27 protein-coding genes are annotated in these 25,527 nt (G+C 63.9%); 13 read left to right on the top strand and 14 right to left on the bottom strand.

Annotation, left to right across the window (positions count from 1 at the left end; genetic code table 11):
* The first annotated feature begins 3 nt into the window (after positions 1–3).
* The 5 genes from atpA to QBJ92_RS10295 all read left to right on the top strand — a co-directional run bounded on the left by atpA (position 4) and on the right by QBJ92_RS10295 (position 6,049).
* The gene (gene atpA / locus QBJ92_RS10275; RefSeq protein ID WP_277969601.1) at positions 4–1,533 is read left to right on the top strand and encodes a F0F1 ATP synthase subunit alpha; all 1,530 of its coding nucleotides are present in this window, start codon (positions 4–6) and stop codon (positions 1,531–1,533) included.
* 145 nt (positions 1,534–1,678) lie between these two features.
* Positions 1,679–2,557, top strand: coding sequence for a F0F1 ATP synthase subunit gamma (locus QBJ92_RS10280; RefSeq protein ID WP_277969602.1), 879 nt, complete (start codon positions 1,679–1,681; stop codon positions 2,555–2,557).
* Between the two features lie 41 nt (positions 2,558–2,598).
* Positions 2,599–4,059 carry a F0F1 ATP synthase subunit beta gene (gene atpD, locus QBJ92_RS10285; protein ID WP_277969682.1) on the top strand — a complete coding sequence of 487 codons (1,461 nt, stop codon included), beginning with the start codon at positions 2,599–2,601 and terminating at the stop codon, positions 4,057–4,059.
* Positions 4,060–4,184: 125 nt separating this feature from the next.
* The gene (locus tag QBJ92_RS10290) at positions 4,185–4,436 is read left to right on the top strand and encodes an ATP synthase F1 subunit epsilon (RefSeq protein WP_277969603.1); all 252 of its coding nucleotides are present in this window, start codon (positions 4,185–4,187) and stop codon (positions 4,434–4,436) included.
* A gap of 83 nt (positions 4,437–4,519) precedes the next feature.
* Complete coding sequence (locus QBJ92_RS10295; RefSeq protein ID WP_277969604.1) at positions 4,520–6,049, top strand: CpaF family protein; 1,530 nt, start codon at positions 4,520–4,522, stop codon at positions 6,047–6,049.
* 135 nt (positions 6,050–6,184) lie between these two features.
* Here QBJ92_RS10295 and QBJ92_RS10300 read toward each other — a convergent pair whose 3' ends face one another.
* Complete coding sequence (locus QBJ92_RS10300; protein WP_277969605.1) at positions 6,185–6,937, bottom strand: NF038120 family PEP-CTERM protein; 753 nt, start codon at positions 6,935–6,937, stop codon at positions 6,185–6,187.
* 363 nt (positions 6,938–7,300) lie between these two features.
* On the opposite strand from QBJ92_RS10300, the gene QBJ92_RS10305 reads away from it, so the two are divergent.
* A complete protein-coding gene (locus QBJ92_RS10305; protein WP_277969606.1) occupies positions 7,301–7,792 on the top strand; it encodes a cupin domain-containing protein in 492 nt (163 codons plus the stop codon).
* Between the two features lie 33 nt (positions 7,793–7,825).
* Here the strand turns inward: QBJ92_RS10305 and QBJ92_RS10310 are convergent, their stop codons facing one another.
* Entirely contained in the window at positions 7,826–8,002 is a 177-nt protein-coding gene (locus QBJ92_RS10310; RefSeq protein ID WP_277969607.1) for a hypothetical protein, read from the bottom strand.
* Between the two features lie 12 nt (positions 8,003–8,014).
* Complete coding sequence (phaR, locus tag QBJ92_RS10315) at positions 8,015–8,587, bottom strand: polyhydroxyalkanoate synthesis repressor PhaR (protein WP_277969608.1); 573 nt, start codon at positions 8,585–8,587, stop codon at positions 8,015–8,017.
* Positions 8,588–8,607: 20 nt separating this feature from the next.
* Between phaR and QBJ92_RS10320 the strand changes: the two genes are divergently transcribed.
* Positions 8,608–9,708: an alpha/beta fold hydrolase gene (locus QBJ92_RS10320; RefSeq protein ID WP_277969609.1), complete on the top strand. Its 1,101-nt coding sequence runs from the start codon at positions 8,608–8,610 to the stop codon at positions 9,706–9,708.
* A 58-nt stretch (positions 9,709–9,766) separates the two neighbouring features.
* On the top strand, positions 9,767–10,939 hold the full coding sequence (locus tag QBJ92_RS10325) for an acetyl-CoA C-acetyltransferase (RefSeq protein ID WP_277969610.1): 1,173 nt from the start codon (positions 9,767–9,769) through the stop codon (positions 10,937–10,939).
* 122 nt (positions 10,940–11,061) lie between these two features.
* On the opposite strand, the gene QBJ92_RS10330 is transcribed toward QBJ92_RS10325, so the two are convergent.
* On the bottom strand, positions 11,062–12,102 hold the full coding sequence (locus tag QBJ92_RS10330; RefSeq protein WP_277969611.1) for an alanine racemase: 1,041 nt from the start codon (positions 12,100–12,102) through the stop codon (positions 11,062–11,064).
* A gap of 33 nt (positions 12,103–12,135) precedes the next feature.
* Positions 12,136–13,764: an MFS transporter gene (locus tag QBJ92_RS10335; RefSeq protein ID WP_277969612.1), complete on the bottom strand. Its 1,629-nt coding sequence runs from the start codon at positions 13,762–13,764 to the stop codon at positions 12,136–12,138.
* A gap of 875 nt (positions 13,765–14,639) precedes the next feature.
* On the opposite strand from QBJ92_RS10335, the gene QBJ92_RS10340 reads away from it, so the two are divergent.
* The 4 genes from QBJ92_RS10340 to QBJ92_RS10355 all read left to right on the top strand — a co-directional run bounded on the left by QBJ92_RS10340 (position 14,640) and on the right by QBJ92_RS10355 (position 17,151).
* Positions 14,640–14,783 carry a hypothetical protein gene (locus QBJ92_RS10340; protein WP_277969613.1) on the top strand — a complete coding sequence of 48 codons (144 nt, stop codon included), beginning with the start codon at positions 14,640–14,642 and terminating at the stop codon, positions 14,781–14,783.
* 95 nt (positions 14,784–14,878) lie between these two features.
* Positions 14,879–15,337 (top strand): hypothetical protein, encoded by a 459-nt coding sequence (locus tag QBJ92_RS10345; protein ID WP_277969614.1) that lies wholly within the window; start codon positions 14,879–14,881, stop codon positions 15,335–15,337.
* A gap of 99 nt (positions 15,338–15,436) precedes the next feature.
* Positions 15,437–16,924 (top strand): DEAD/DEAH box helicase, encoded by a 1,488-nt coding sequence (locus tag QBJ92_RS10350; protein WP_277969615.1) that lies wholly within the window; start codon positions 15,437–15,439, stop codon positions 16,922–16,924.
* An 11-nt stretch (positions 16,925–16,935) separates the two neighbouring features.
* Positions 16,936–17,151 carry a DUF1289 domain-containing protein gene (locus QBJ92_RS10355; protein WP_277969616.1) on the top strand — a complete coding sequence of 72 codons (216 nt, stop codon included), beginning with the start codon at positions 16,936–16,938 and terminating at the stop codon, positions 17,149–17,151.
* A 13-nt stretch (positions 17,152–17,164) separates the two neighbouring features.
* Here the strand turns inward: QBJ92_RS10355 and QBJ92_RS10360 are convergent, their stop codons facing one another.
* The 9 genes from QBJ92_RS10360 to QBJ92_RS10400 form a co-directional block, all read right to left on the bottom strand.
* Positions 17,165–17,785 carry a glutathione S-transferase family protein gene (locus QBJ92_RS10360; RefSeq protein WP_277969617.1) on the bottom strand — a complete coding sequence of 207 codons (621 nt, stop codon included), beginning with the start codon at positions 17,783–17,785 and terminating at the stop codon, positions 17,165–17,167.
* A gap of 67 nt (positions 17,786–17,852) precedes the next feature.
* Positions 17,853–18,725, bottom strand: coding sequence for a dienelactone hydrolase family protein (locus QBJ92_RS10365; protein WP_277969618.1), 873 nt, complete (start codon positions 18,723–18,725; stop codon positions 17,853–17,855).
* Between the two features lie 49 nt (positions 18,726–18,774).
* A complete protein-coding gene (locus QBJ92_RS10370) occupies positions 18,775–19,866 on the bottom strand; it encodes an MBL fold metallo-hydrolase (protein WP_277969619.1) in 1,092 nt (363 codons plus the stop codon).
* 57 nt (positions 19,867–19,923) lie between these two features.
* The gene (locus tag QBJ92_RS10375) at positions 19,924–20,418 is read right to left on the bottom strand and encodes an EF-hand domain-containing protein (RefSeq protein ID WP_277969620.1); all 495 of its coding nucleotides are present in this window, start codon (positions 20,416–20,418) and stop codon (positions 19,924–19,926) included.
* Between the two features lie 2 nt (positions 20,419–20,420).
* The gene (queA, locus tag QBJ92_RS10380; protein WP_277969621.1) at positions 20,421–21,455 is read right to left on the bottom strand and encodes a tRNA preQ1(34) S-adenosylmethionine ribosyltransferase-isomerase QueA; all 1,035 of its coding nucleotides are present in this window, start codon (positions 21,453–21,455) and stop codon (positions 20,421–20,423) included.
* Positions 21,456–21,489: 34 nt separating this feature from the next.
* Positions 21,490–22,248: a peptidylprolyl isomerase gene (locus tag QBJ92_RS10385; RefSeq protein ID WP_277969622.1), complete on the bottom strand. Its 759-nt coding sequence runs from the start codon at positions 22,246–22,248 to the stop codon at positions 21,490–21,492.
* A gap of 131 nt (positions 22,249–22,379) precedes the next feature.
* On the bottom strand, positions 22,380–22,898 hold the full coding sequence (coaD, locus tag QBJ92_RS10390; protein WP_277969683.1) for a pantetheine-phosphate adenylyltransferase: 519 nt from the start codon (positions 22,896–22,898) through the stop codon (positions 22,380–22,382).
* Between the two features lie 2 nt (positions 22,899–22,900).
* The gene (locus tag QBJ92_RS10395) at positions 22,901–23,794 is read right to left on the bottom strand and encodes a polyprenyl synthetase family protein (protein WP_431358388.1); all 894 of its coding nucleotides are present in this window, start codon (positions 23,792–23,794) and stop codon (positions 22,901–22,903) included.
* Positions 23,795–23,804: 10 nt separating this feature from the next.
* Positions 23,805–24,044, bottom strand: coding sequence for an exodeoxyribonuclease VII small subunit (locus QBJ92_RS10400; protein ID WP_277969624.1), 240 nt, complete (start codon positions 24,042–24,044; stop codon positions 23,805–23,807).
* A gap of 111 nt (positions 24,045–24,155) precedes the next feature.
* On the opposite strand from QBJ92_RS10400, the gene QBJ92_RS10405 reads away from it, so the two are divergent.
* Positions 24,156–25,502: an NAD-dependent succinate-semialdehyde dehydrogenase gene (locus QBJ92_RS10405; RefSeq protein ID WP_277969625.1), complete on the top strand. Its 1,347-nt coding sequence runs from the start codon at positions 24,156–24,158 to the stop codon at positions 25,500–25,502.
* Positions 25,503–25,527: the final 25 nt, after the last annotated feature.

Raw genomic sequence — 25,527 nt, forward strand, 5'->3', positions numbered from 1 at the left:
GTAATGGATATCCGCGCCGCAGAAATCTCGAAGGTCATCAAGGACCAGATCGCATCGTTCGGCACCGAGGCGCAGGTCTCGGAAACCGGCCAGGTGCTCAGCGTCGGTGATGGCATCGCGCGCATCCACGGGCTCGACAACGTCCAGGCGGGCGAAATGGTCGAGTTCTCGAACGGCGTGCAGGGCATGGCGCTCAACCTCGAGGCCGACAATGTCGGCGTCGTGATCTTCGGCTCGGACAGCCAGATCAAGGAAGGCGACGTCGTCAAGCGGACCGGCACGATCGTCGACGTCCCCGTCGGCAAGGGCCTGCTCGGGCGCGTCGTCGACGGCCTCGGCAACCCGATCGACGGCAAGGGTCCGATCGTCTCGGACCAGCGCAGCCGCGTCGAAGTCAAGGCTCCGGGCATCATCCCGCGCCAGTCGGTCAGCGAGCCGGTGCAGACCGGACTCAAGGCAATCGACGCGCTCGTTCCCGTCGGCCGCGGCCAGCGCGAGCTGATCATCGGCGATCGTCAGACCGGCAAGTCGGCGGTCGCGATTGATACCTTCATCAACCAGAAGGCGGCGCATCAGGGCGACGACGAGTCGAAGAAGCTCTATTGCATCTACGTCGCTGTCGGCCAGAAGCGTTCGACCGTCGCACAGCTCGTCCGCACGCTGACCGAGCAGGGCGCGATGGATTACTCGATCGTCATCGCGGCGACCGCATCCGACCCTGCCCCGCTTCAGTTCCTCGCACCCTACACCGGTTGCGCGATGGGCGAGTATTTCCGCGACAACGGCATGCACGCGGTCATCGTCTATGACGATCTCTCCAAGCAGGCCGTTGCGTACCGTCAGATGTCGCTGCTGCTGCGCCGTCCGCCGGGCCGCGAAGCCTATCCGGGCGATGTCTTCTATCTTCACTCGCGTCTGCTCGAGCGTGCGGCGAAGATGAACGACAAGGAAGGCGGCGGCTCGCTGACCGCACTCCCGATCATCGAGACGCAGGCAGGCGACGTGTCGGCCTACATCCCGACCAACGTGATTTCGATCACCGACGGCCAGATCTTCCTCGAGACCGACCTGTTCTTCGCGGGCGTCCGTCCCGCCATCAACGTCGGCCTGTCGGTGTCGCGTGTCGGCTCCGCCGCGCAGACCAAGGCGATGAAGAAGGTGTCGGGTTCGATCAAGCTCGAGCTCGCGCAGTATCGCGAAATGGCAGCGTTCGCGCAGTTCGGTTCGGATCTCGATGCGTCGACGCAGCGCCTGCTCAACCGCGGTGCGCGTCTGACCGAGCTGCTCAAGCAGGCGCAGTTCCAGCCGATGCCGTTCGAAGAGCAGACCGTGTCGATCTTCGCGGGCACCAACGGCTTCCTCGATACGGTCCCGGTCAACGCCGTCGTCCGCTACGAGCAGGCGATGCTGTCGACGATGCGCAGCGATCACGCCGATCTCCTCAAGGACATTCGCGACAAGCGCGACCTGTCCAAGGAGACGACCGAAGCGCTGAAGACCGCGCTGGGTGCGTTTTCGAAGACGTTTGCGTAAAGGGAAGCTGACGGCGGACACCCTCCGCCGTCACCCTGAACTTGTTTCAGGGTCCACCGCGAAACGGCCCCAGGGCGCGCAAGCGGAGGAGTGGATGCTGAAACGAGTTCAGCATGACGGCAGGTTGGGAATGGTGACGAACTAAATGGCATCCTTGAAAGCCCTCAAGATCCGCATCGGCTCGGTGAAGTCGACGCAGAAGATCACCAAGGCGATGAAGATGGTCGCCGCTGCCAAGCTGCGTCGCGCGCAGGAAGCGGCCGTCGCCGGTCGCCCTTATGCCGAGCGGCTCGAGCAGGTGATGGCGAGCCTCGCGTCGAAGGTTTCGGTCAGCGAATCGAGCCCCAAACTGCTCGCGGGCACCGGCAGGGACCAGGTCCATCTGCTGATCATCGCGACCAGCGAGCGTGGCCTCGCGGGCGCGTTCAACTCGAACATCGTCCGCGCCGCGCGCCGCAAGGCCGAGGAACTCGAAGCCGCAGGCAAGACCGTGAAGTTCTACGTCGCAGGCAAGAAGGGCCGGGTTATCCGCCGCTTCTTCCCGACGCAGATCGCTGCCGATCACGAAATGAGCCACATCAAGACGGTGTCGTTCACGGATGCCCGCGCGATCGCCGATGACGTCATCGCGCGCTTCGAAGCGGGCGAGTTCGACGTGGCACACCTGTTCTACGCGAAATTCCAGTCGGCGCTGGTGCAGACCCCGGTCGGCAACCAGATCATCCCCGTCGCGATCGACACCAATGCAGCGCCCGTCTCCGATGGCGGCGCAGCGGTCGAATATGAGCCCGACGAGGAAACGATCCTCGCCGATCTGCTCCCGCGCAACGTCGCGATCCAGGTTTTCCGCGCGCTGCTCGAGAATGCGGCATCGGAGCAGGGTTCGCGCATGACCGCGATGGACAATGCGACCCGCAACGCGGGCGACATGATCAAGCGTCTCAGCATCCAGTACAACCGCGCACGTCAGGCCGCGATCACGACCGAGCTGGTCGAAATCATCTCGGGCGCCGAAGCGCTCTAAGCAGTCGATACGAGGAAAGAACCATGGCAACCGCCCCCGAAATGACCACGCCTCCCAAGGCTACCACCAACAGCGTCGGCCGCATCAGCCAGGTCATCGGCGCCGTCGTCGACGTGACGTTCGAGCAGGATCGCCTCCCCGCGATTCTCAATGCGCTCGAGACGTCGAACAACGGCAACCGCCTCGTGCTCGAAGTCGCGCAGCATCTTGGTGAGAACACCGTCCGCACGATCGCGATGGACTCGACCGAAGGTCTCACCCGCGGCCAGGAAGTCACCGACACCGGCTCGCAGATCCGCGTTCCCGTCGGCCCGCAGACGCTCGGTCGCATTCTCAACGTCATCGGCGAGCCGATCGACGAGCGCGGCCCGGTCGGCCACACCGAGACGATGCCGATCCACGCACCCGCGCCGCTCTTCGTCGACCAGTCGACCGAGAGCGCGATTCTAGTGACCGGCATCAAGGTCATCGATCTGCTCGCGCCGTACGCAAAGGGCGGCAAGATCGGCCTGTTCGGCGGCGCCGGCGTCGGCAAGACCGTGCTTATTCAGGAACTGATCAACAACATTGCCAAGGGCCATGGCGGCACCTCGGTGTTCGCGGGCGTCGGCGAGCGTACCCGTGAGGGTAACGATCTGTATCACGAGTTCCTCGACGCAGGCGTCATCGCCAAGGATGCCGACGGCAACCCGACGCCCCAAGGCTCGAAGGTCGCGCTCGTGTTCGGCCAGATGAACGAGCCGCCAGGCGCACGCGCACGCGTCGCGCTCTCGGGCCTGACGATCGCAGAGTATTTCCGCGACGTCGAAGGCCAGGACGTGCTGTTCTTCGTCGACAACATCTTCCGCTTTACCCAGGCGGGTTCGGAAGTGTCCGCACTGCTCGGTCGTATTCCGTCGGCAGTGGGCTATCAGCCGACGCTGTCGACCGACATGGGCGCGCTGCAGGAGCGCATCACGTCGACCAACAAGGGCTCGATCACCTCGGTACAGGCGATTTACGTTCCCGCAGACGATCTTACCGATCCGGCGCCTGCAACCTCGTTCGCGCATTTGGACGCGACCACCAACCTCAACCGCGCGATTTCGGAGCTGGGCATCTATCCGGCGGTCGATCCGCTCGACTCGACGTCGCGTGTGCTCACCCCGGCGATCGTCGGCCAGGAGCATTACGACACCGCCCGCCGCGTCCAGGAGACGCTGCAGCGTTACAAGTCGCTCCAGGACATCATCGCGATTCTGGGTATGGACGAGCTGTCGGAAGAAGATAAGTCGACCGTGTCGCGCGCGCGCAAGATCCAGAAGTTCCTCAGCCAGCCGTTCCACGTCGCAGAGGTCTTCACCGGCATCAGCGGCAAGTTCGTTCAGGTCGAAGACACGGTCCGCTCGTTCAAGGCGGTCGTCGACGGCGACTATGATCACCTGCCCGAGAGTGCTTTCTACATGGTCGGCGGCATCGACGAAGTCGTTGCCAAGGCCGAGAAGCTCGCCAAGGAAGCCTGATTCATCAAAGCCCCTCCCCCTCGGGGGAGGGGTTGGGGTGGGGCAGTCCAGCAGTGCTGACGCTCGGTAAGACACACCCCACCCCAACCCCTCCCCTGAAGGAGAGGGGCTAAGAGAGAAGAACGATGCTGCACTTCGAACTCGTCACGCCGGAAAAGCTGGTCCGCTCTGAAGCGGTCCATATGGTCGTCGTCCCCGGCACCGAGGGTGACTTCGGCGTGCTCGAAGGCCATGCGCCCGTGATGTCGACGATCCGTGACGGTGCCCTGTCGGTGTATCGCACGCCCGACAGCGCTCCCGAGACGATCACGATCGAAGGCGGATTCGCCGAAGTAAGTGCCCGTGGCCTGACCGTTCTGGCGGAACGCGTCGCCTGATCCAACCCCGCCTGACAGACGTAGTTAGGCAAATATCAACCGTTCGCTCTTAACCCTGATCGCATCATGGGAAAGACAACGGCATGAGCGCATTCGGACGGCGACCAGGCATCGCAGGCGCGGGTGCCCGCCCCGCATTCGGTGTTGCGCGCCCGATGCAGGGTAGCCCAGCCCCACGACAGACGGAAACGGAGCCTGGCGGTGATCAATTCCCGCCGCTCCCCATTCCCCCTTTCCCCGGCGAACTCGATCCTTTCAATACCGTCCCTCCCCTCCAGCAGGACGCGATGCAGCGGCTGGCTGACCGTCAGGCGTCGTCTGGCGAAGCGGGGAACTCCAAGGTCGAAGGCTTCGAAAGCTCGATCCACAAGATCAAGGAGCAGGTGCTGCCGCGCCTGCTGGAGCGAGTCGATCCCGAAGCCGCGGCAACGCTGAACAAGGACGAACTCGCCGAGGAATTTCGTCCGATCATCGGCGAAGTGCTCGCCGAACTGAAGCTGACGCTCAACCGCCGCGAGCAGTTCGCGCTTGAGAAGGTGCTGGTCGACGAATTGCTCGGGCTCGGGCCGCTCGAGGAATTGCTCGCCGACCCGAACATCACCGACATCATGGTCAACGGTCCCGACCAGACCTATGTCGAGCGCAAGGGCAAGCTTGAGCTCGCCCAGATCCAGTTCCGCGACGAGGAGCATCTGTTCCAGATCGCGCAGCGCATCTGCAACTCGGTCGGCCGTCGTGTCGACCAGACCACGCCACTCGCCGACGCTCGCCTGAAGGACGGCAGCCGCGTCAACGTCATCGTACCCCCGCTGTCGCTGCGGGGCACCGCGATCTCGATTCGTAAGTTCTCCGCCAAGCCGATCACGCTCGACATGATGGCGGGGTTCGGGTCGATGAGCCCCAAAATGGCGACTGCGCTGAAGATTGCGGGCGCGTGCCGGTTCAACGTGGTCATTTCGGGCGGTACAGGCTCGGGCAAGACGACGATGCTCAACGCGCTGTCCAAGCTGATCGACCCTGGCGAACGCGTGCTGACGATCGAGGACGCGGCCGAACTCCGGTTGCAACAGCCGCACTGGCTTCCACTCGAAACCCGCCCCGCCAACCTCGAAGGCCAGGGTGAGATCAGCATTCGGGATCTCGTCAAGAACGCGCTGCGTATGCGCCCCGATCGCATCATCCTCGGCGAAATCCGTGGCAGCGAGTGCTTCGACATGCTCGCGGCAATGAACACCGGCCACGACGGCTCGATGTGCACGCTCCACGCCAACTCCCCGCGCGAGGCGCTCGCGCGTATGGAAAACATGGTGATGATGTCGGACATCAAGGTGCCCAAGGAAGCGATCAGCCGCCAGATCGCGGACTCGGTCGAGATGATCATCCAGGTGAAGCGTCTGCGCGACGGCTCGCGCCGCGTGACGAACGTGACCGAGGTGATCGGCATGGAAGGCCCCGTGATCGTCACGCAGGAGCTGTTCAAGTTCGAGTATCTCGACGAATCGGCCGATGGTAAGATCATCGGCGAATATCGCTCGATGGGCTTGCGCCCCTACACGCTCGAAAAAGCGCGGACCTTCGGGTTCGACCAAGCCTATCTCGAGGCATGCCTGTAGCCACCCGATGCCGTTCCGCGCGCGGAAATCGATCAAACCCCAACACCGTCTTGCAACACGTTGATCGACGCCCGCGCGGACCTCTCAGCGGCTTACCCTGCGCTCCACAATACGATTAGTGGGTGGAACCAGGCCCTACGAGAAAGAAACCAGGGGCTTGATGCTCCGACGGCGCACTGCGAAACCGACCATGCCGAAGCCGACCAGCATCATTGCCCATGTCCCAGATTCCGGGACCGTTCCGACTGACGCATCGGCAAAGCGGAGGTTATCGAGCGCAAACTGGCCTTCGTTGGTCTGGAACGCCGAGCACGCCCCCGTAGCATCGCAGCGGAAGGCATAAGCGAAATAACTGATCGCAGCAGGCGCACTGGCACCCTGATACGTGTGGAACGCCGTCGTCCCGCCCGCACCAATGGCACCGAAATTGTAATAAGCGCTCGAAAAGCTACCGTCCGCGAAATTCGTTTGAATTCCCAACAGGCCCGGCACGTTCATCGGAGTGGCGTCGGGCGATGCCAAAAACGCCGCGTCGAAGCTCAACAGGCTGGTGTTGCTCCCGTCCACTTTGCCAAATTCGATGATACCATCGTTCAGTGCGGCAATATACTTTGTAGCGTTACCCGCTGGGCATTGGTCACTAAGGCACGTGCCAGGGTCTGCTCCGTTGATGAGCGCGCCCACCAGCGACCCGGATGTGCGGTTCAGGTCGAGGCCCCGGAAATAGTACCCGCCCTGTGTCACATAATCGCCGTCCGCGATGAGCCCTCCAAGCGGGGCGTGGGTGGTATCGACAGTCTCGAGATCAATCACGGCAGCCTGCGCATCGTCTGCGCCAATATTTACGAAAATCGCAGCTATAGCAGCTAGATATATTCCGATTTTCATAGTTCCCCCCGTACCCGCCAACACGCAACTTTTCGTCACGATACTATACGTTAACAAGGCATTGATCTCATGTCACGGATACAAGCCGATGACATGATTCCTTTCTTCCAGATCGCAACAGCCAGGCCGATTTTTCTCTGGTTACATCTTGATAGCATGCTTCCCACCCGCCCAAACGATACAGGACTAGTGCAAAGCCTTGGCACTGGTACGACGCTGCGCAGCACTCGCCATCCATGCCGCGCGGTCTTTCCGAGACTCGAGAAACCTTATCGCTGGCGCTGATCAGGCCATGTCGGCATGATCGCGATCGAAGGTGGCGCGTGCAGTGCGGGACGTCACCACGTCTGAGGGAGGATCGAGATGGCTCTCACGAGGCATGACGGTGGACGCGGCGTTATCCTTGCGGCCTTTGCGCTATGCAGCATGGCCAATGCGGCGCCCGCGGACCCGACCGGCTTCGCCTCCCCCGCCGACGTCGCGTCCCAAGTCGCGGCGATGGACCGCGACATGAAGCCAGGCCAAGGCTTCGCCTGGAAGCCTCTGTTAAAAGACGGCGACACCATTGCGGCGCTGGAAATCTGGAAGAAACCCGGGCGCCCGGCAGTCCACCCAGATCAGGCGGAATATGCGACCGTCATTGCGGGGAACGGCACGCTGATTTCAGGCGGCACGCTCGAGCAGCCGAGCGCAACCAAGCCCGATCTGACCGAGGGGTCGCGCATTGTCGGCGGCACGACGCGGGCGTTGAAGACCGGAGATGTCGTGCTCATTCCCGCAGGCGTACCGCACTGGTTCGGGATCACCGGAGAACGGCTGGTACTGCTGGGGACGAAAATTTCCGTCAAGCGCTGACCGGGCGAATAGGAATTCAACGCTTCCCCAGCATCATCCGTGCTGCGCAACGATCACGCACAATGCTGCGCCGACCAGCGCGGCCATCTGGACAGTACGCCAATCGACGAGGCCGAAGCGGTCGAGGTCCTCGCGCCGAGTGCGCCGCCAGTCAGCCACCCCCGCGAGCACCGCCACGCCAACCGCAATTGCCGCTCCGCCCCACCACATCTTCGCCGTCCGTCAGCTTCCGAGCTTCTCTACCTTGTCGTTGAGACGACCTAGCTCGGCCTTGAGCGCAGCGATCTCTTCGTCCTTGCTCAATCCGGCCGCAGGCGTCGCAGCGGCTTCCCCCGGCGTTCCTGGAACCGTACCCGGTTTGAACGCGGCGGTCGCGGCTTCGAACATCGCCATGTTCTGCTTCGCAAGTTCCGCGAATGGAGAATTCGCGAACGCACCCTCGACCGCGGACTTGAACTGCTGCTGGTTGCGGCGGAAGCTGTCCATCGATGCTTCGAGATAGCCCGGGACCATTGCCTGCATCGAGTCGCCATACATGGAGATGAGCTGTCGCAGGAACGGCACCGGAAGCATCGTCTGCCCACGCTGCTCCTCTTCCATGATGATCTGCGTCAGGATGTTGTGCGTGATGTCCTCCTCGGACTTCGCATCAATCACCTTGAAATCACGCCCCTCGCGCGTCATCGCCGCAAGGTGTTCCAATGTTATGTAAGACGACGTCTCGGTATTATAGAGGCGGCGGTTTGCATATTTCTTGATCGTCACCGGGCCGTCGCCCGGAATGGTCTTCTTCATTGAGAAGGGCTCCCCGCCTTATGGTCTCGGCGACCCTACCACCTTTTATTGCCGCGCTGCAACACGGGGAACCGGTGGAAATCCCGGTTGGGCCGCGACCACTTCCCTTATTTCTCGATATGTTACACGCCGAGACCGCATCGTCGCCGGAACGCCGCGCCGCAGCACTCGCCGGACTCCGGGCCTATCAGCAGGCGCCCAGAGGGGGGGGCCGCAAGCATGCGCCCGCCCGGTTCCGCAAGGGCACGGCGCGAGTCCGTGACTATGCGCACCGTGGTGCGACGGGGCGTCCCGTTTTGGTCGTGCCATCGCTGATCAACCCGCCGCACGTTCTCGATCTTCTTCCCGACCGTTCGCTGCTGCGGTGGCTTACAGAGCAGGGGCACCGGCCGTTCCTGCTCGACTGGGGAACCCCGCGTCCTGACAAGACGCTCGATATCGATGCGCATGTCGAACGGATCCTGCTTCCCCTGATCGCCAAATTTTCCCAACCGCCGGTGCTCGTCGGCTATTGCCTCGGCGGAACCATGGCGCTTGCTGCAGCTGCGCTGACGAAAGTGGCCGGCCTTGCGATGGTGGCGGCGCCATGGCGGTTCACAGGTCTGCGCGCGGCAGCGCGCACCGATATCGCGCAGTTGTGGAACAGCGCGCGACCTTTTTGCGAACGGATCGGGCTGGTTCCGATGGAAGTCTTGCAAAGCGGGTTCTGGCGGCTCGACCCCGCGCGGACGATTTCGAAGTACGAAGATTTCGCCCGGGTCGAGCCCGGCTCGGCGGCGTTCCACCTGTTCGTCGCGATGGAAGATTGGGCCAATGCGGGCGCGCCCCTGCCCTTCGCCGCGGGAAAACAGCTGTTCGAAGACTTCATTGCACGGGATTGCCCGGGAACGGGCGCCTGGTCCCTTTCGGGTCGGAACATTTCCCCGACCGCGCTTGATTGCCCCGCGATTGACTTCGTCTCGCGCAATGACCGCATCGTGCCCGCCGCAACCGCCGCCAACCTAGCCGATCGCCGCGATCTCGGGGCCGGCCACGTCGGCATGATTGTCGGCAGCAATGCACAAACGCAATTGTGGAAGCCATTGTCGGACTGGCTAAACGCGTTGCCGGAACCTAGATAGATCTTCTCTTTTGTCGCCCGCCGTTTCCTTAGCGACGTTTTCGAACCAGGAGCCCGCCATGCAGGACATCGTCATTACCGCCGCCAAGCGCACCCCCGTGGGCAGCTTCCTCGGCGCGTTTGCCACCATCCCGGCGCATGAGCTTGGACGCATCGCGATCGAAGCCGCGCTGGCGCAGGCGGGCGTCGCAGGCGAAGACGTATCGGAAGTGATCCTCGGGCAGGTACTGACTGCGGCGCAGGGCCAGAACCCGGCACGCCAGGCGTCGATGGCGGCGGGCATCCCGAAGGAAGTCCCGGCCTGGGGGGTCAATCAGGTTTGCGGATCCGGCCTTCGTACGGTTGCGCTGGCGGCGCAGGCGATTGCATGCGGCGACGCCACGATCGTGGTCGCCGGTGGCCAGGAATCGATGTCGATGAGTGCGCACGCCCAGTCGATTCGCGGCGGGCAGAAGATGGGCGACCTCAGCCTGATCGACACGATGGTCAAGGACGGCCTGACCGACGTCTTCAACGGCTATCACATGGGGATCACGGCGGAAAACCTCGCCGAACAATATCAGATCACTCGTGGCGCGCAGGACGAGTTCTCGGTCCGCTCGCAGAACCTCGCCGAAGCAGCGCGCGCGGCGGGCCGCTTCCGCGACGAGATCGCCCCCGTGACGATCAAGGGACGCAAGGGCGACACGATCGTGTCCGATGACGAGTACATCCGCGCTGGCGCCACGCTCGACAGCGTTTCGGGGGTCCGCCCGGCGTTTAAGAAGGACGGCACGGTCACGGCAGCGAACGCATCCGGGCTCAATGACGGCGCTGCTGCGCTGGTGCTGATGACCCGCGCCGAAGCCGAGCGCCGCGGGTCGCCGATTCTGGGGCGGATCGCGAGCTGGGCGTCGGCGGGGGTGGATCCGTCGGTGATGGGCATCGGCCCCGTTCCGGCATCGCGCCGCGCGCTGGAGAAGGCCGGCTGGACGATCGGCGATCTCGACCTGATCGAAGCGAACGAGGCGTTTGCGGCGCAGGCGCTGTCAGTCGGCAAGGAACTCGGCTGGGACGCGGAGCGTGTCAACGTCAACGGCGGCGCAATCGCGATCGGCCATCCGATCGGCGCATCGGGCGCCCGCGTACTGACGACGCTGCTGTACGAGATGGCGAAGCGGGATGCCCACAAGGGCTTGGCCACGCTTTGCATCGGCGGTGGCATGGGGATCGCCATGTGCATCGAACGGTAACGGGACAGACAGGACGGGGCCCGCGCCCCGTCCGGACGCGGGACCAGTAATACGGCTACGCCCCGGACCTTTCTCAAGGTTCCGGGGCGTTTTCGTCAGAACCGAACCGTTTTGGCGATCCGTTACATCCAAATCCGGTTGAACCGGGATCCGAGCCCGGTCAGCAACTCATATTGCGACATCCCCGATAGCGCGGACGCTTCGGGCAAGGCGAAGTCGAGCGTCACCCAGTCGCCTTCCGCTAGCGTCGCCAGCGCATCGACCGAAATCGCGGTCAAATCCATCGATACGCGCCCGAGCACCGGCAGGACCGCATCCCCCGAACGCGCCCGCCCCGCGTTGGTGAAACCGCGCCAATATCCGTCGGCGTACCCGATATTGAGGATCGCAACCTCGACCGGCGCCGTGGCGGTGTAACGCGCGTTATAGCCGATCGAATCCCCCGCAGCGAGCACGCGGCGTTGCAGGATCTGCGCCTGCGGCGTCACGACTTGCTGCAACACCGGCGCCAGTTCCCCGCGCGGTACGCCGCCATACAACGCCAGGCCGGGACGCGTCAGGTCGTACGCATAGTCCGGCCCCAACGCGATACCCGCCGAATTGGCCAGACTCATGCGCCGTGCCTGGGTGACCCCGCGCAGCGCATCCATCCGGCTGCGTTGCTGCGCATTGGCTGCGCAATCTTCATCCGCACAGGCCAGGTGGCTCATCAGCGTGTCGATCGTGAGACCTTGCAATAGCCCATCCGCTACGTCCTGCGGCGAGACGCCCAACCGGTTCATCCCGGTATCGACCATGACGTCGCACGCTCCGCCGCCCGCAGCACGCCATCGCTGGACCTGTTCGATCGTATTGAGGACCGGCCTGGCAAACCCCTGCCCTCCAAGCGCCATGTCCTCGGCACGCACGCCGTGCAGCACGCTCAACCCGATCGACGCCTCCCCGACCAGATTGACGATTGCGGCGGCTTCGTTCCAGCTCGCCACGAAGAAGTCCCGTGCGCCAGCCTGAATCAACCGCTCGACGACGCCGCGCGCGCCCAAACCATAGCCGTCTGCCTTGACCGCCGCGCCACACGCCGCGCTGCCACTCAGACGATCAAGCGCCTGCCAGTTGGCGACGAGAGCAGCGGTATCGAGCGAGAGACGGAGCGGCGCATTCATGCGACCGCGGGTAGCGGCCCGAATGGCGTTCGGCTAGCCTGCGTTCGACCGGGCGGGGCGTACGTCCTCCAGCCAGAGCGTTGTGACGACCAACGCCATCGCCACCACCGCGAACGTGTACCACAAGCCGGCGTAGGGATTGCCGGTTCGGGCGACGATGAACTGGCTGATAAACGGCAGGAAACCTCCGAAATAGCCGGTCCCGACATGATACGGGATCGACATCGAGCTGTACCGGATCCGCGGCGGGAACATTTCCGCCAGCAGCGCCGCGACCGGCCCGTAGGTGATTCCCGACAGCGCGCTGAGCACGAGAATCGCGGCGAGGATCAGCGCGATGCTTCCCGGTCCGGGCACGACCGGATCGAGATTATATCCAGCCGCGACCAGCGCCGCGTCGAGCCCTGCACTGCTCCGGTCGGTCACCGGGGTACCGCCGATGATGACGAGCGTCATCGGGGTATGCGCCTTCTGGTACGGCACTCCCTTGCGGGACAACGTATCCAGCAATTGCCCGCAGGCATCCGCCTGCTTCGCGGCGAACGGATTATAGGCGCAGGACGGACCCGAGACGACCACTGGAGCGTGCCGGGCGGCCTCGGCAAGCCGTGGATTGGCTGCGCTGCCGATGACCCAGAACACTGGGAACAGTAGCGCAAGCGTAAGGAAATAGCCGATGATAATCGGGTTCTTGCGGCCATACCGATCCGACAAACGCCCGAATAGAACGAAGAAACCCAACCCGCCCAGCGCGCCTGCCCCGACGATCAACTGCGCGGTGGTTTCGTCCACGCGCATCGGCCCTTCCAGAAAAGACAGGACGGTAAACATCGCGGTATACCAGATCACCGTGAGCCCCGCCGCGATCCCAAACAACGCAACTGCCAATCTCTTCAGGTTCCCCGGGAACGTGAAGCTCTCGACGAACGGATTGCGGGCGGTGGTGCCCGCTGCTTTCATTTGCTGGAACACCGGGCTTTCGGCCAGCTTCAGCCGCATGAACAGCGACACGGCCAGCAACACCAAGGAAAAGACGAAGGGGATGCGCCAGCCCCATGCGGTCCAGGCTGCCGATCCCAACAGACCGCGGGTGACCAGCACGACCACGAGGCTGAGAATGAAACCGCCTGCAACGCTCGCCTGAATGAAACTGGTATAATATCCGCTCTTGCCGGGAGGCGAATGCTCCGCGACATAAATCGCGGCACCGCCATATTCACCGCCAAGCGCGAGCCCCTGCAGGATACGCAAGCTGAGGACGATAAAAGGCGCCGCGAGCCCGATCACCGCTGCCGATGGCACCAGCCCGACTGCCGCTGTGGCGAGGCCCATCATCGAGATCGTGACGAGGAACGTATATTTCCGTCCGAGGCGATCGCCGAGAAATCCGAACAGAATTGCTCCGAGCGGTCGGAAGCCGAAACCCACCGCGAACCCGGCCCAGGCATAGAGCGTCTGCAGCAGTTCGCTTTGCGCGGGGAAGAACGTCCGCCCGATCACCCCGGAAGCCGCGAGCGTCCCGTAGATGAAGAAGTCATACCACTCAAAGATCGTACCGAGCGACGAGGCGGTAATGATCAATTGGATATCGCGGCGGCTCGGCTGCGGTACCGCGTCGGGCGGAACGTCCGCCGTCCTGCCGCGCACCAAATTTGTCGCCATCGTCCACCCCGCATTGTCACCGTTTCCGGCATGGGCGCGACGATAAGCCGTTTTCGAGTTGCGGCAAGCATCCGCGGACGGCCGCGAATCACGCCGTCGGCATGCCCTTGTACGACAGTGAGCCAGAACGGCGCAGCTACGAGCTGCATTTCGCCCCTTAGTCCCACGCCAAGGGAGAATTTATTTTCATGCTTCCGTGCCGCGGTTGCGAAGGAGAAAATAGGGTACGAAGCCGCGTCGAACGGCTGGCCTTCAGATCAGTAATAGACGCACTGCGAACCGGGCCCAACTTTACCCCTTCCGAAATCGCCCCGAGCGTTCGGGTCGCAGCGAGGGAATGCCGCCGCGATGCATCCTGCAAACGGTTGCGCAAAACGTACTACCCCACGAGAACGACCGTGCGCCGAAAGGCTTGCGCCGGTTCGCGGCCGAGCGCGACAGCCCTCTATCGGTGAAACAGGGTTTCACCTCTAAAAAGCACGGAAAAAGGGGAGTATCGCATGCGCCGTGCAGGAGCCGCGTCGGAATTTCGGGCGTTCCGAATGACCGCACGCCCGCAGATCACCGAGTAGCAGCTTTCGCCGGAGGGACAGCGCCGGATTACCTTCGCAAGCGACTTGAAGGGTCAAGTGTTCGTTCGCACCTCACCAACGCGGCATAAATCGCGGTGGTTGTGCGACACTGTCGCTGCTTCTGCGGGAACCGTCCTCATTCCTTACGCCAGCCCATACCGCTGCGATCTATGTTGCGACGCAGCAACGATCCTGGTCCGTCGCGCGGCAATGACCGTGAACCAACGCTTGCATCGCCCGTTAACCTTATTCACCAGTGCGGGGTGGACCCCAAGTAGAGGGCTTCGCGTAGGAGCGATTATGATGCGTATCGAGTGGACGGATCACGGGCGGTTGACGACAAGTTCCGGCGGACGACCACTGTCGGCGACCACTGGCTTCATCATCGCAAGCTTGATTTCGCTGCTGATGTGGGCAGTAATCGTGGGAGTCGCGATCGTCCTTTGATCGCCGTCCAGAGCGATCTTGCAAGGGTGCGATCCATTGTGAATGACGATCAGTTCAGCAACGGTTCAAACCCATAGGGTAACCCAACGTTACCCATGGCCAACGTCGTCCTACCTTTCATCCTCATGCTTGCCCTTGCGCCGTCGGCGCCGGCGGACCCTTTTGCGTTCGATGGCGTCGAGATCGCACAGCTGTCGATCCGGCAGAGGATCATCATAAGAATCCCACGGGTGCTTGGCGGGCATCCCATGCCGGAAGCGATGCCAAACCGGTCCTTGCGATGGAATGAGAAGCGCGGCCCCCGCTGTGTCTCCGCTGATCTGCTAGAAGGCGCCGTGATCACAGGGGCCGACAGCGTCGACCTTATTGTGGCGGATGGCAGCCGTTTGCGGGCAGAACTCGACGATCATTGTCCCGCGCTGGATTTCTATTCGGGCCTGTATCTGAAGCAGACCAGCGACGGGCTGGTTTGCGCTGACCGCGACTCCATTCGCGCTCGATCGGGCAGCATCTGCAAAATCGATCGATTCAAGCGTCTCGAAGCGAGACGCTAGCGCGAAAGTTGCCGTTTATCTTGACAATTGCCGCCCAATCCGCAAGCGCTTGACACCGTTTACGGGCGCTTTCGCCCGGACGATCATTCCGGACACCGCATGACATTTGCCGATCTCGGCCTCTCCGACGAACTCCAGCGCGCCGTCAATGAGTCCGGCTATACGGAGCCGACTCCGATCCAGGCGAGCGCGATCCCGTCGATCCTGATGGGGAAAGACCTCGTGGCCGTTGCGCAGACCGGGACCGGCAAGACTGCCGCTTTCGTCCTGCCGATGATCGACATCCTCGGCGAAGGTCGTAGCCGTGCGCGGATGCCGCGAACGCTCATTCTCGAACCGACACGCGAGCTCGCCGCGCAGGTCGCGGAAAATTTCGAGAAGTACGGAAAGTATCACAAGCTATCGATGGCGTTGCTGATTGGCGGCGTATCGATGGGCGATCAGACTGCTGCGCTCGAAAAGGGCGTCGATGTCCTGATTGCGACGCCGGGACGGTTGATGGACCTGTTCGGGCGCGGCAAGATCCTGCTGACGGGCTGTTCGATGCTGGTGATCGACGAGGCGGACCGGATGCTCGACATGGGGTTCATTCCCGACATCGAGGAAATCTGCACCAAGCTGCCCAAGACGCGGCAGACGTTGCTCTTCTCGGCGACGATGCCGCCGCCGATCAAGAAGCTGGCGGACAAGTTTCTCGCCAACCCAAAGACGATCGAGGTTGCCCGCCCCGCGACGGCCAACGTCAACATCAAGCAGTGGCTGGTCAACGTCACCGCAGCAAAGAAGCGCGACGTGCTGATGAAGCTGCTTCGCTCCGAAGAGGTCAAGACCGGGATCATCTTCTCGAACCGGAAGACGACCGTACGCGAGCTCAACAAAGCGCTTCAGCGCGCCGGCTTCGCGTCGAGCGAGATTCACGGCGACATGGAACAGTCGCAACGGATTGCCGAGCTTGACCGGTTCAAGAAGGGTGAGGTCAACATGTTGGTCGCATCCGACGTCGCCGCACGCGGGATCGACATCAAGGGCGTCAGCCACGTCTTTAATTTCGACGCGCCGTGGCATCCGGACGACTACGTCCACCGGATCGGGCGCACCGGACGCGCAGGCGCTACCGGTGTCGCCTTCACCTTCGCCACGCCGGACGATGCCGAAAACATCCAGAACATCGAGAAGCTGACGGGCCTCAAGATCGAACGCTACGCGCCGACCGAGGCGGCCGCTGTTCCGGAAGAAGCGCCCGTTGCCGACGACAGCGCGGCACCCGCGCCGAAGAAGCGCCGCAGCCGTTCCAAGGCCAAGTCCGAGACGACTCCGGCAACCGCCAGCACGCAGGACGCCGTGGACGAAGCCACACCGGTCGTGGACGCCGCTCCGCCAGTACCGGTCGAGGATCCTGAAGCCGAGCGTGCGCCCGTGCCCGAACGCGCCCGACGCGAACGCGAGCCGCGTCGTGGTCGTTCGCAGGATCGCGCAGTACCGGTTGCGCAGCCGATTCAGCCGACTGAGCCAGACGAGCCTTCGTTTGCCGACAGCGACTGGAACGGCCCGGTTCCGAACTTCCTGCTCGCACGGTTGACCTACTGATCGGACGGAACGTGGCGGCGGCGCTCCTTACTACCGAGCCGCCAATCGCGAGCCCATGCATATCGTCGTGTCGGATCGATCCGGCCGATGCCGTTTGCACGGGGTGCGGACGGACGCTGGACGAGATCGCGGCTTGGTCCGCCGCGACCCCCGAGTGGCGCGCCGATGTAATGAAAGCGCTCCCCGACCGCCGCGCCGCTTATCGCGAGCGCAATCCAGCGGCTTAGCCTCGGCGTCCGCTCACCCCGCCGCGGCCGACGCCGCGATGAGCGCATCGTCGATCTCCGCCGCCCGACCATATGCGGCACGGCTGGTGACCCGGCCGGCGTAATCCTCGAACACGGCGTTCTTGGGGATCGATCCGAACTGCATTCCCCAAAGAATTTGCGAACCGGCATATACGTCGACGGCGCTGAACGATTGTCCGGCAAAATACGGGTTCACCGTCAGCGCCTTGGTCAAGGTCTCGATCGTCAGGTCGAACGTTCCGTATCCGGCCATGCGCTGCTGCTTTGTGTCAGGCGTCACACCCAACGCCTTGTTGGTGACCGCCTGTTCGACCGGCCCTGCCGCAAAGAACAGCCACCGGTAATAATCCGCACGATCGGCAAGCGATGGTGCCAGCCCGGCTTCGGGGAAAGCGTCTGCCAGATATGCACAGATTGCGGCACATTCGGTCACGATATGCCCATCGTGAACGATTGCCGGGACCTTCCCCATCGGGTTGATCCCGAGATACGGTTCCTCTTTCATCGTCGAAGCATAGTCGAGCACGACCGCCTCATACGGCGCGCCGACTTCCTCGAGCATCCATCGCGCCATTCGCCCGCGCGACATCGGATTGGTGTAGAATTTCAGCATCGTCGTTGCGCCCCCGGCTCAACCTGGAACAGGAGTAGAACGTATCTGCCGACCAGGTCAATTCCCCTCAGAGCGTCCGACCAAACAGCGCAAGCATCCGCTCCCACGCCCGGTCCGCCTGCTTCGCATCATAGATCCGGCTGTCAGGCGGGCACCAACCATGCTTCGTCCCGGTGTACACCTCGATTTCCGCCGGAAGCTTGGCGGCAACGAAGGCCGCCTTGAGCGTATCCTTGTCGGTCGGCGCCCGCTGATCGTCATTCTCCGCGATCGCGATGAGGTACGCCGCTTTCATTTGCGGGATCAGCTTGTCCGGTGCGTCGGCGTCGGTGCCGACCAGCCCACCACCGTGGAAGGTCGCCCCCGCCTTGATTCGGCCCGGCACGGCTGCCGCCGTCCGCATCACCATTGGCCCGCCCATGCAATACCCGGTCGATGCCATCCCGCGCTTGCGGTCGACCTCCGGCTGCGCGTCGAGGAAGGTGGTGAACGCCACCGCGTCCTTCACCGTTCCAGCCGGGCTCAGCGCCTTGGTAAACGGCATGATCTTCGCCCGAACCTCGGGCTGGTCGAAGGATTCTCCAGGTGCCAGGAACGGCGATTTGGTCGACCGGTAGAACTGATTGACGACGAGGACGGCATAACCCGATTGCGCCAGTCGATCCGCCATCTGCCGGAAGGCGGGGCGCAGCCCCATGATGTCGGGCCAGATCAGGACGGCCGGATGCTTCCCCGTCGCTGGCGCAACGAAATAGGCGTCCGCGGTGCCGTCCGGGGTCTTTACCGCGACGTCACGCCCCTTGATCGCTGCGGCATTGGCCGGTGCCGGAAGCAGCATCGCCAGGCCGGCCGCACCGCTCATCGCGCCAAACTGGCGGCGCGAAATCGACCCTGTGCCGACGAACGCGTCGTTATCGGCTGCGGTATGCTCGTCGCACATGGCACTCTCCTGCTGATTCGCCTCTGGGCGTTTGACGCAGGCTAGCCGGTCAGAGCGCGCGATACCACCAGACGCCGTCGATGGTTTCGCGCACCGCACGCCCTTCGACTTCGAGCCGTCGCAGATGCGCGAGCGCTTCCCCGGTCGCCATGCCGAGCATGTCCGGGCCAATCGCGCGGCGGAACAGGCGGCCGAAGCAATCCACGGACCGCCGCGGTTCGGCGAGAAAGACCGCAAGTTCGTCCAGCCGCTCGCGATGCTCGCGATCCATCGCATCGAGGCGGCGATGAAGCCCGGTGAACGGGTCGCCATGCCCCGGCAGGACAAGCACGTCGTCGGGCACCTGCTTCAACCGGGCGATCGACGCGAACCATTCGCCCAGCGGGTCCGCTTCCGGCTCGGTCACGCCGAGCGATATGTTCGGGCTGATCCGCGGCAACACCTGATCCCCCGCGATCAGCACCGCGCCGACTGGATCATACAGGCACGCATGTTCCGGACTGTGCCCGGAGCCGACGATGACCTGCCATGCCACATCCCCGATCGTCAGCGTGTCGCCGTGCACGATCCTGCTGTACCCGAGCGGTAACGGCGTGACGATCTTCCTGAAGCCCGCCCAGCCGCGTGCCTCGGCATGCGCGATCTGCGCATCGTCCCACCCTGCCCCACGCCAGAACGCGATCATCTCGGACGGCACCGCATCGCGCGCATCCGCGACCAGCATGCGCGCGGTCAGCCATTCGCCGCGCGTCATCACCAACGGTGCTGCATGCCGATCACACATCCAACCGGCCAGACCGATGTGATCGGGATGGAAATGCGTCCCGATCATGCGCGTCACCCGAACACCGGCCAACGGGCCGCGCCACAGCGTCTTCCAAGTATCGCGGGCGGAGTCCGTGTTCATGCCCGTGTCGATCAGCGCAACGCCGTCGCCACGGGCGTCGGTATCGTCAAGCAACCAGCAATTGACGTGCCGCAACGGTCCCGGGATGTGCAACCGGACCCACTGGATCCCCGGCCGGACGGACATGGTCTCCCCCGGTGCGGGCTCCTGCCCGCCGAACGGATAGATCAATCCCTTGTGCGTGGTGGGTGCGAAATCCTGCGTCGGCAGGCGGACAGCGGGCGCGATAGACATCAGTTGCAAATAGCAACGCGGCGCGCGCCAAGTCACGCGCTATGTGACACCGCGCCCTCAGCGACGCTTACGCTTGCCGCTATCGACCGGGAGGAGCCCGCTGCGGATCGACAGCACTTCGGCGCGCGTCACCACGCCGTCCCGGTCGCGGTCGTAGCGGTCGAACAGTCGCGTGAACTCCGCCTGCAGTTCATCCGGCGTGATGCGATTGTCCTGATTGGCATCGACCCCGAACGGGCTCGGCAGCGCGTTGCGATCGCCGAGCCACAGCAGCGCCCAATCGGCGTACCCGATATAGCCGAGCGACCCGCTGTTGCCGGTGTCGATCCGCGCGAAACTGCGGGTCACGCATGCGGTCAGCTCGGCGCGCGTGGTGCGCCCGTCCGCATCCTGGTCGCACGCGGCGATGAACACCGCCGCGGGCTCCGCAACGATCGTCGCGGTCGGCTGCGAGGGCGCGGGCGGGGTCGCAACCACGGCCGGCGGCGTCTGCGCCGACGCGTTGCCAGCAACTGAAACCAACGCGAGCACTCCGGCCAGAACAGCGCGCATCTTTACCCTCTCGATGGAAGCAACAGGCTCGCATCGCCATAGCTGTAGAAACGATAGCCGTCGCGGATCGCATGGTCGTACGCCTGCTGCATCCGGTCGGTGCCCATCAGCGCGGACACGAGCATGAACAGCGTCGAGCGCGGCAAATGGAAGTTGGTCATCAGGCCATCGATCCCACGGAACCGATACCCCGGGGTGATGAAGATCGCGGTATCCCCCTCGAACGGGCGAATGACGCCCGCTTCGTCGGTCGCGCTTTCAATCAGACGCAGGCTGGTCGTGCCCACCGCGATCACGCGCCCGCCCCGCTGACGCACGGCGTTCAACAGGTCCGCGGTCGCCGCATCGATCCTACCCCATTCCGCATGCATCTTGTGCTCGGTGGTGTCGTCCGCCTTGACCGGCAAGAATGTCCCCGCGCCGACGTGGAGCGTCAGCGTGGCATACTCCACCCCGGCATCGGCGAGCCGTGCCAGTAGCTCGGGCGTGAAGTGCAGGGCCGCAGTCGGCGCTGCCACCGCGCCCTTTTCCGCTGCGAACATTGTCTGGTAATCGTCCGCGTCCTGCGCATCCGCCGGGCGGCGTGCCGCGATGTACGGCGGCAGTGGCATCCGGCCTGCGCGTTCGAGCAGCAGTTCGACGGGTTCGTCGCCTTCGAACTCGAGCGCGAAACTGCCGTCCTCGCCCCGGTCGCATGCGCGCGCGATCACGCCTGCACCGAAGTCGATCGCGTCATCCTGCTTCAGCCGCCGCGCATTGCGGACGAAAGCGCGCCACCGTCGCGGCCCCTCGCGCTTGTGGAGCGTCGCGCCGATCTTCGAATCGCCGCGTCGCCCTTCCAGTTGCGCCGGGATAACCCGCGTATCGTTGAACACGAGCAAATCGCCCGCGCGCAATTCGCCGGGCAGATCACCGACCGACCGGTCGCGCGTCACGCCTGCGTCGAGCACCAGCATCCGGGCAGAATCGCGCGGCGCAGCCGGACGGAGCGCGATGCGCTCCGGCGGCAACGCGAAATCGAACAGATCGACTTTCATGACGGACCTCTCCCGTGCCGAAACGGCCGGTGGATTACGCCGCCTTCTTGCGCGGTACGGCAGTCGTCGCTAGCTTTGCCTTCGGCGCCAGCTTGATGACGCCGGCCGGCGCCGGGAGCGCGACGGGCGCCGGCGGCGCAGGAACGTACGCCGGCGGGTTGTCCGTACCTAGATACGCATGCAGGATCCGCGACGGTGCCGTCGGCGGCTCGCCACGCGCGATCGTGTCGACATATTCCATGCCGGAGATGACACGACCGAACACGGTGTATTTCTTGTCGAGCTTCATTGTGGGATTGAAGACGATGAAGAACTGGCTGTTCGCGCTGTTCTCGGCCTTGGTGACCGCTTCGACGGTCGCGCCTTCCGGAGCGCCCTCACGCGCCGCCGACACCGCGCCGCGCACGTGCGGCAGCCAGTTGAATTCCGCAGGAACGTTCGGCAACGTCGAGCCGCCGGTGCCATCACCCTTGGGATCACCGGTCTGCGCCATGAATCCTTCGATCACGCGGTGGAATAGCAGGCCGTCATAGAAATGCTGGCTTGTCAGCAGCTTGACGCGCTCAACCATTTTGGGCGCAGCATCCGGGCGCAACCAGATCACCACGCGGCCACCGGTCGAAAGATCGAGATACCAGAGGTTGGCCGGGTCGGTGACGGACGGAACCGGAGGCCGGTTGTCGGTGACGACCTTGGCGTCCTTGACCTCGATCTTCTCCTTCTTCTTGTCGGCAAAAGCAGGGCCGGAAACCAGCGCCAGAATGAAAGCAAGAAGGGTGGCTACGAAACGCATCAGGTCCCCGCGAAAATCTCGGTGAATGGTCGCTTAGACCAACTCGTCGCTTGCGCCAACGTGAACGTCACCGCCAGCGTGTTTGCGGCAGATGCCGTGCGAAAGCGACCAGAATAGGGCCGTGGCTGAAATCAGGGCCGCTGCCGATGCGCCTCGCCCTTGCGGCCGATGCGATCGACTCGCTCAGCGACCTCCGCGGCGACCGTGGCGGTCACGAACCGATCGATCGGGCCGCCGTACAGCGCGATTTCCTTGACCAGTCGGCTCGCGATCGGCTGCAGCGAGACGTCCGCCATCAGGAAGACGGTCTCGACCCGCGGATTGATCTGCTGGTTCATCCCCGCCATCTGATATTCATATTCGAAATCGGCGACTGCGCGCAGACCGCGAACGATGATCTTCGCGCCTTCCCGCTCGGCGAAGTCCATCAGCAGCGAATCGAAGCTGACGACATGGATTTCGCCCGCGACGCCCTCGACCTCACGCTGGACCATCGCCATCCGCTCCTCGATCGTGAACATCGGGGACTTGGACGGGTTGGTCGTCACGCCGATCACCAGCCGGTCGACCAGCTTGGCGCCGCGCCGGATGATGTCCATGTGCCCCAGCGTGACCGGATCGAAGGTGCCGGGATAGACCCCCGTGCGGATCGTCACCGATCTCTTTCGAGCGTGAACCGGGCGATCTCGCGGAGCAGGTCTGCTTCAGGACCGTAATGCTTGAGATGATCGATCGCCTGATCGACCAGCATCCGCGCCTGTTCGCGCGCGCGCGGCAGACCGAGCAGCGACAGGAAGGTCTCCTTGCCCGCGCCGGCATCCTTGTGGAGCTTCTTGCCGACCGCCGCTTCGTCCCCCTCGACGTCGAGGATGTCGTCGGCGATTTGGAACGCGAGGCCAAGGTCTCGGGCGTAGCCACGCAGGCCGGTGCGCCCTTCCGGCGGCAGCTTGCCGAGGATCGCGCCAGCCTCGACCGAACAGGCGATCAGCGCGCCGGTCTTCATCGCCTGCAACCGTGTCACGGTCGGCAGGTCGAAGGTGGTCTTCTCCGCTTCCAGGTCCATCGCCTGTCCGCCCGCCATTCCGGCGGGCCCAGCGGCACGCGCCAGATCGAGCACCAGTTCGCTCCGTACGAACGGATCGGCATGGGTTGCGGGGTCGGACAGGATCTCGAACGCCAGCGCATGCAGGCAATCGCCCGCCAGGATCGCGGTCGCTTCGTCGAACGCCTTGTGCACGGTCGGCTTGCCGCGCCGCATGTCGTCATTGTCCATCGCGGGCAGATCGTCGTGGATCAGCGAATAGACGTGGACGCATTCGATCGCCATCCCGGCGCGCCCGACGCAATCGCGGTCGACCGCGAACAACCGCGCGGTCGCCATCACCAGCAACGGGCGAAGCCGCTTGCCGCCGCCGATCGCGGCGTGGCGCATCGCGCGGTACAGCGGCGCACGTGCGTCGTCAGGCACGGCGATCAGCGAATCGAGCCGACGGTCGATATCCACGCCGACCTCGGTCAGCGCCTCGGCGAGCGACAATGGCGCCATGTTCACGGGGTCAAGCTGCCGCAAAGGGCTGCGTGCCGATGGCCCGCCCCTCGCTGTCGGTGCGGATCGCCTCGATCCGCGCCTGTGCCGCGTTCAGACGATCGTCGCAGCGTCGGCGCAACTTGTCGCCACGCTCGTACAGCGCGATCGCCTGATCCAGCGGCGCGTCCCCACTTTCCAGTCTCGACACGATCCCCTCCAGTTCCTTCAGCGCCGCTTCGAACGTCAGCTCTTCGATCGGTATATCCATTTCCAACCTATGCGGCAGGCAAGCGACGGGGGTCAAGGATACCTCGGCAAGACTTTGCGTTTGTCCCTGCATATTCCCGCATCCACTGTAAAATTCCGGAGCCTTCCCGCCATGTTCACCAGCATCAACCCCGCAACCGGCGCACCTGGCGAGAGCTTTGCCGAGCTGACCAGGGACGAGATCGAAAGCAAGGTCGCCCGCGCGCACGCTACTTACCGCGAATGGCGGCTGACCCCGCTCGCCGAGCGGGCCGCGCTGCTGGAGCGGATTGCGGAGCAATTCGATGCCAACAGCCACCGACTGGCGGAGATCGCGACGCGCGAAATGGGCAAGACGCTCAAATCGGCGATCGCCGAAGTCGAAAAATGCGCCGCCGCGTTCCGCCATTACGCGCAGCAGGGCCCCGCGATGCTCGAACCCCGCGCCTTCGCCGGGGCGACCGCGACGTGGCACCCGATGGGGCCGGTTCTGGCGGTGATGCCGTGGAATTTCCCGTACTGGCAGGTCGTCCGCTTCATGGCGCCGACGATTCTGGCGGGCAACGTCGGACTGCTCAAACATGCCTCGAACGTCCAGGGCTGCGGCGCCGCGCTGGAGGAAATGGTGATCGCGGCGGGCGGTCCAGCCGGGCTGTTCCAGAACCTCGCGATCAAGTCGGACAAGGTCGCCGCGCTGATCGCGGACGACCGGATCGTCGCGGTGACGCTGACCGGCAGTGAGGGCGCAGGCATGAAAGTCGCCGAAGCCGCCGGTCGCGCGCTCAAGAAGGTTGTGCTCGAGCTTGGCGGGTCGGACCCGTTCATCGTGATGCCGTCCGCCGATCTTGACGAAGCGGTCAAGCAAGCCGTCACCGCGCGGGTCCAGAACACCGGACAATCCTGCATCTGCGCAAAGCGCATGATCGTGCATTCGGAGATTTACGACGCGTTCCTTGAAAAGTTCTCGGCCGCGATGAAGGCGGTCGTGGCAGGCGACCCATTCGACGCGGACAGCACGATGGGGCCGCTATCGAGCGAGGAACAGCGCGAGACAGTTCTCGGGCAACTCAAGCTGTTCGAACAGGCGGGGGCAAAGCTGCTGTTCGGCGGGGAGGCGCTGCCCGGCAAGGGCGCCTTCATGTCGGCGGGAATCATCGTCGACGTCCCACTGGATCATGCCGTTGCCGAGGAAGAACTGTTCGGGCCGATCGCGATGCTGTTCCGCGCGGACGACATCGATTCGGCGATTGCGCTCGCCAATGCGGTGCCGTTCGGGCTCGGGTCGTCGGTCTGGACCAACGATGCCGACGAACGCGCGCGGTTCGAGCGCGACATCGAAGCCGGGATGATCGCGGTGAACGCGATGCTGTCGTCGTCGCCAGAAGCGCCGTTCGGCGGGATCAAGCGCTCGGGTCATGGCCGGGAACTCGGGCCGTACGGGCTGCACGAGTTCATGAATTTGAAGACCGTATTCGGCTAACGTCCTTAGCCCCTCCCCTTCAGGG

It is taken from the genome of Sphingomonas echinoides, assembly GCF_029623395.1.
In the GTDB taxonomy this organism is placed as follows: domain Bacteria; phylum Pseudomonadota; class Alphaproteobacteria; order Sphingomonadales; family Sphingomonadaceae; genus Sphingomonas; species Sphingomonas echinoides_A.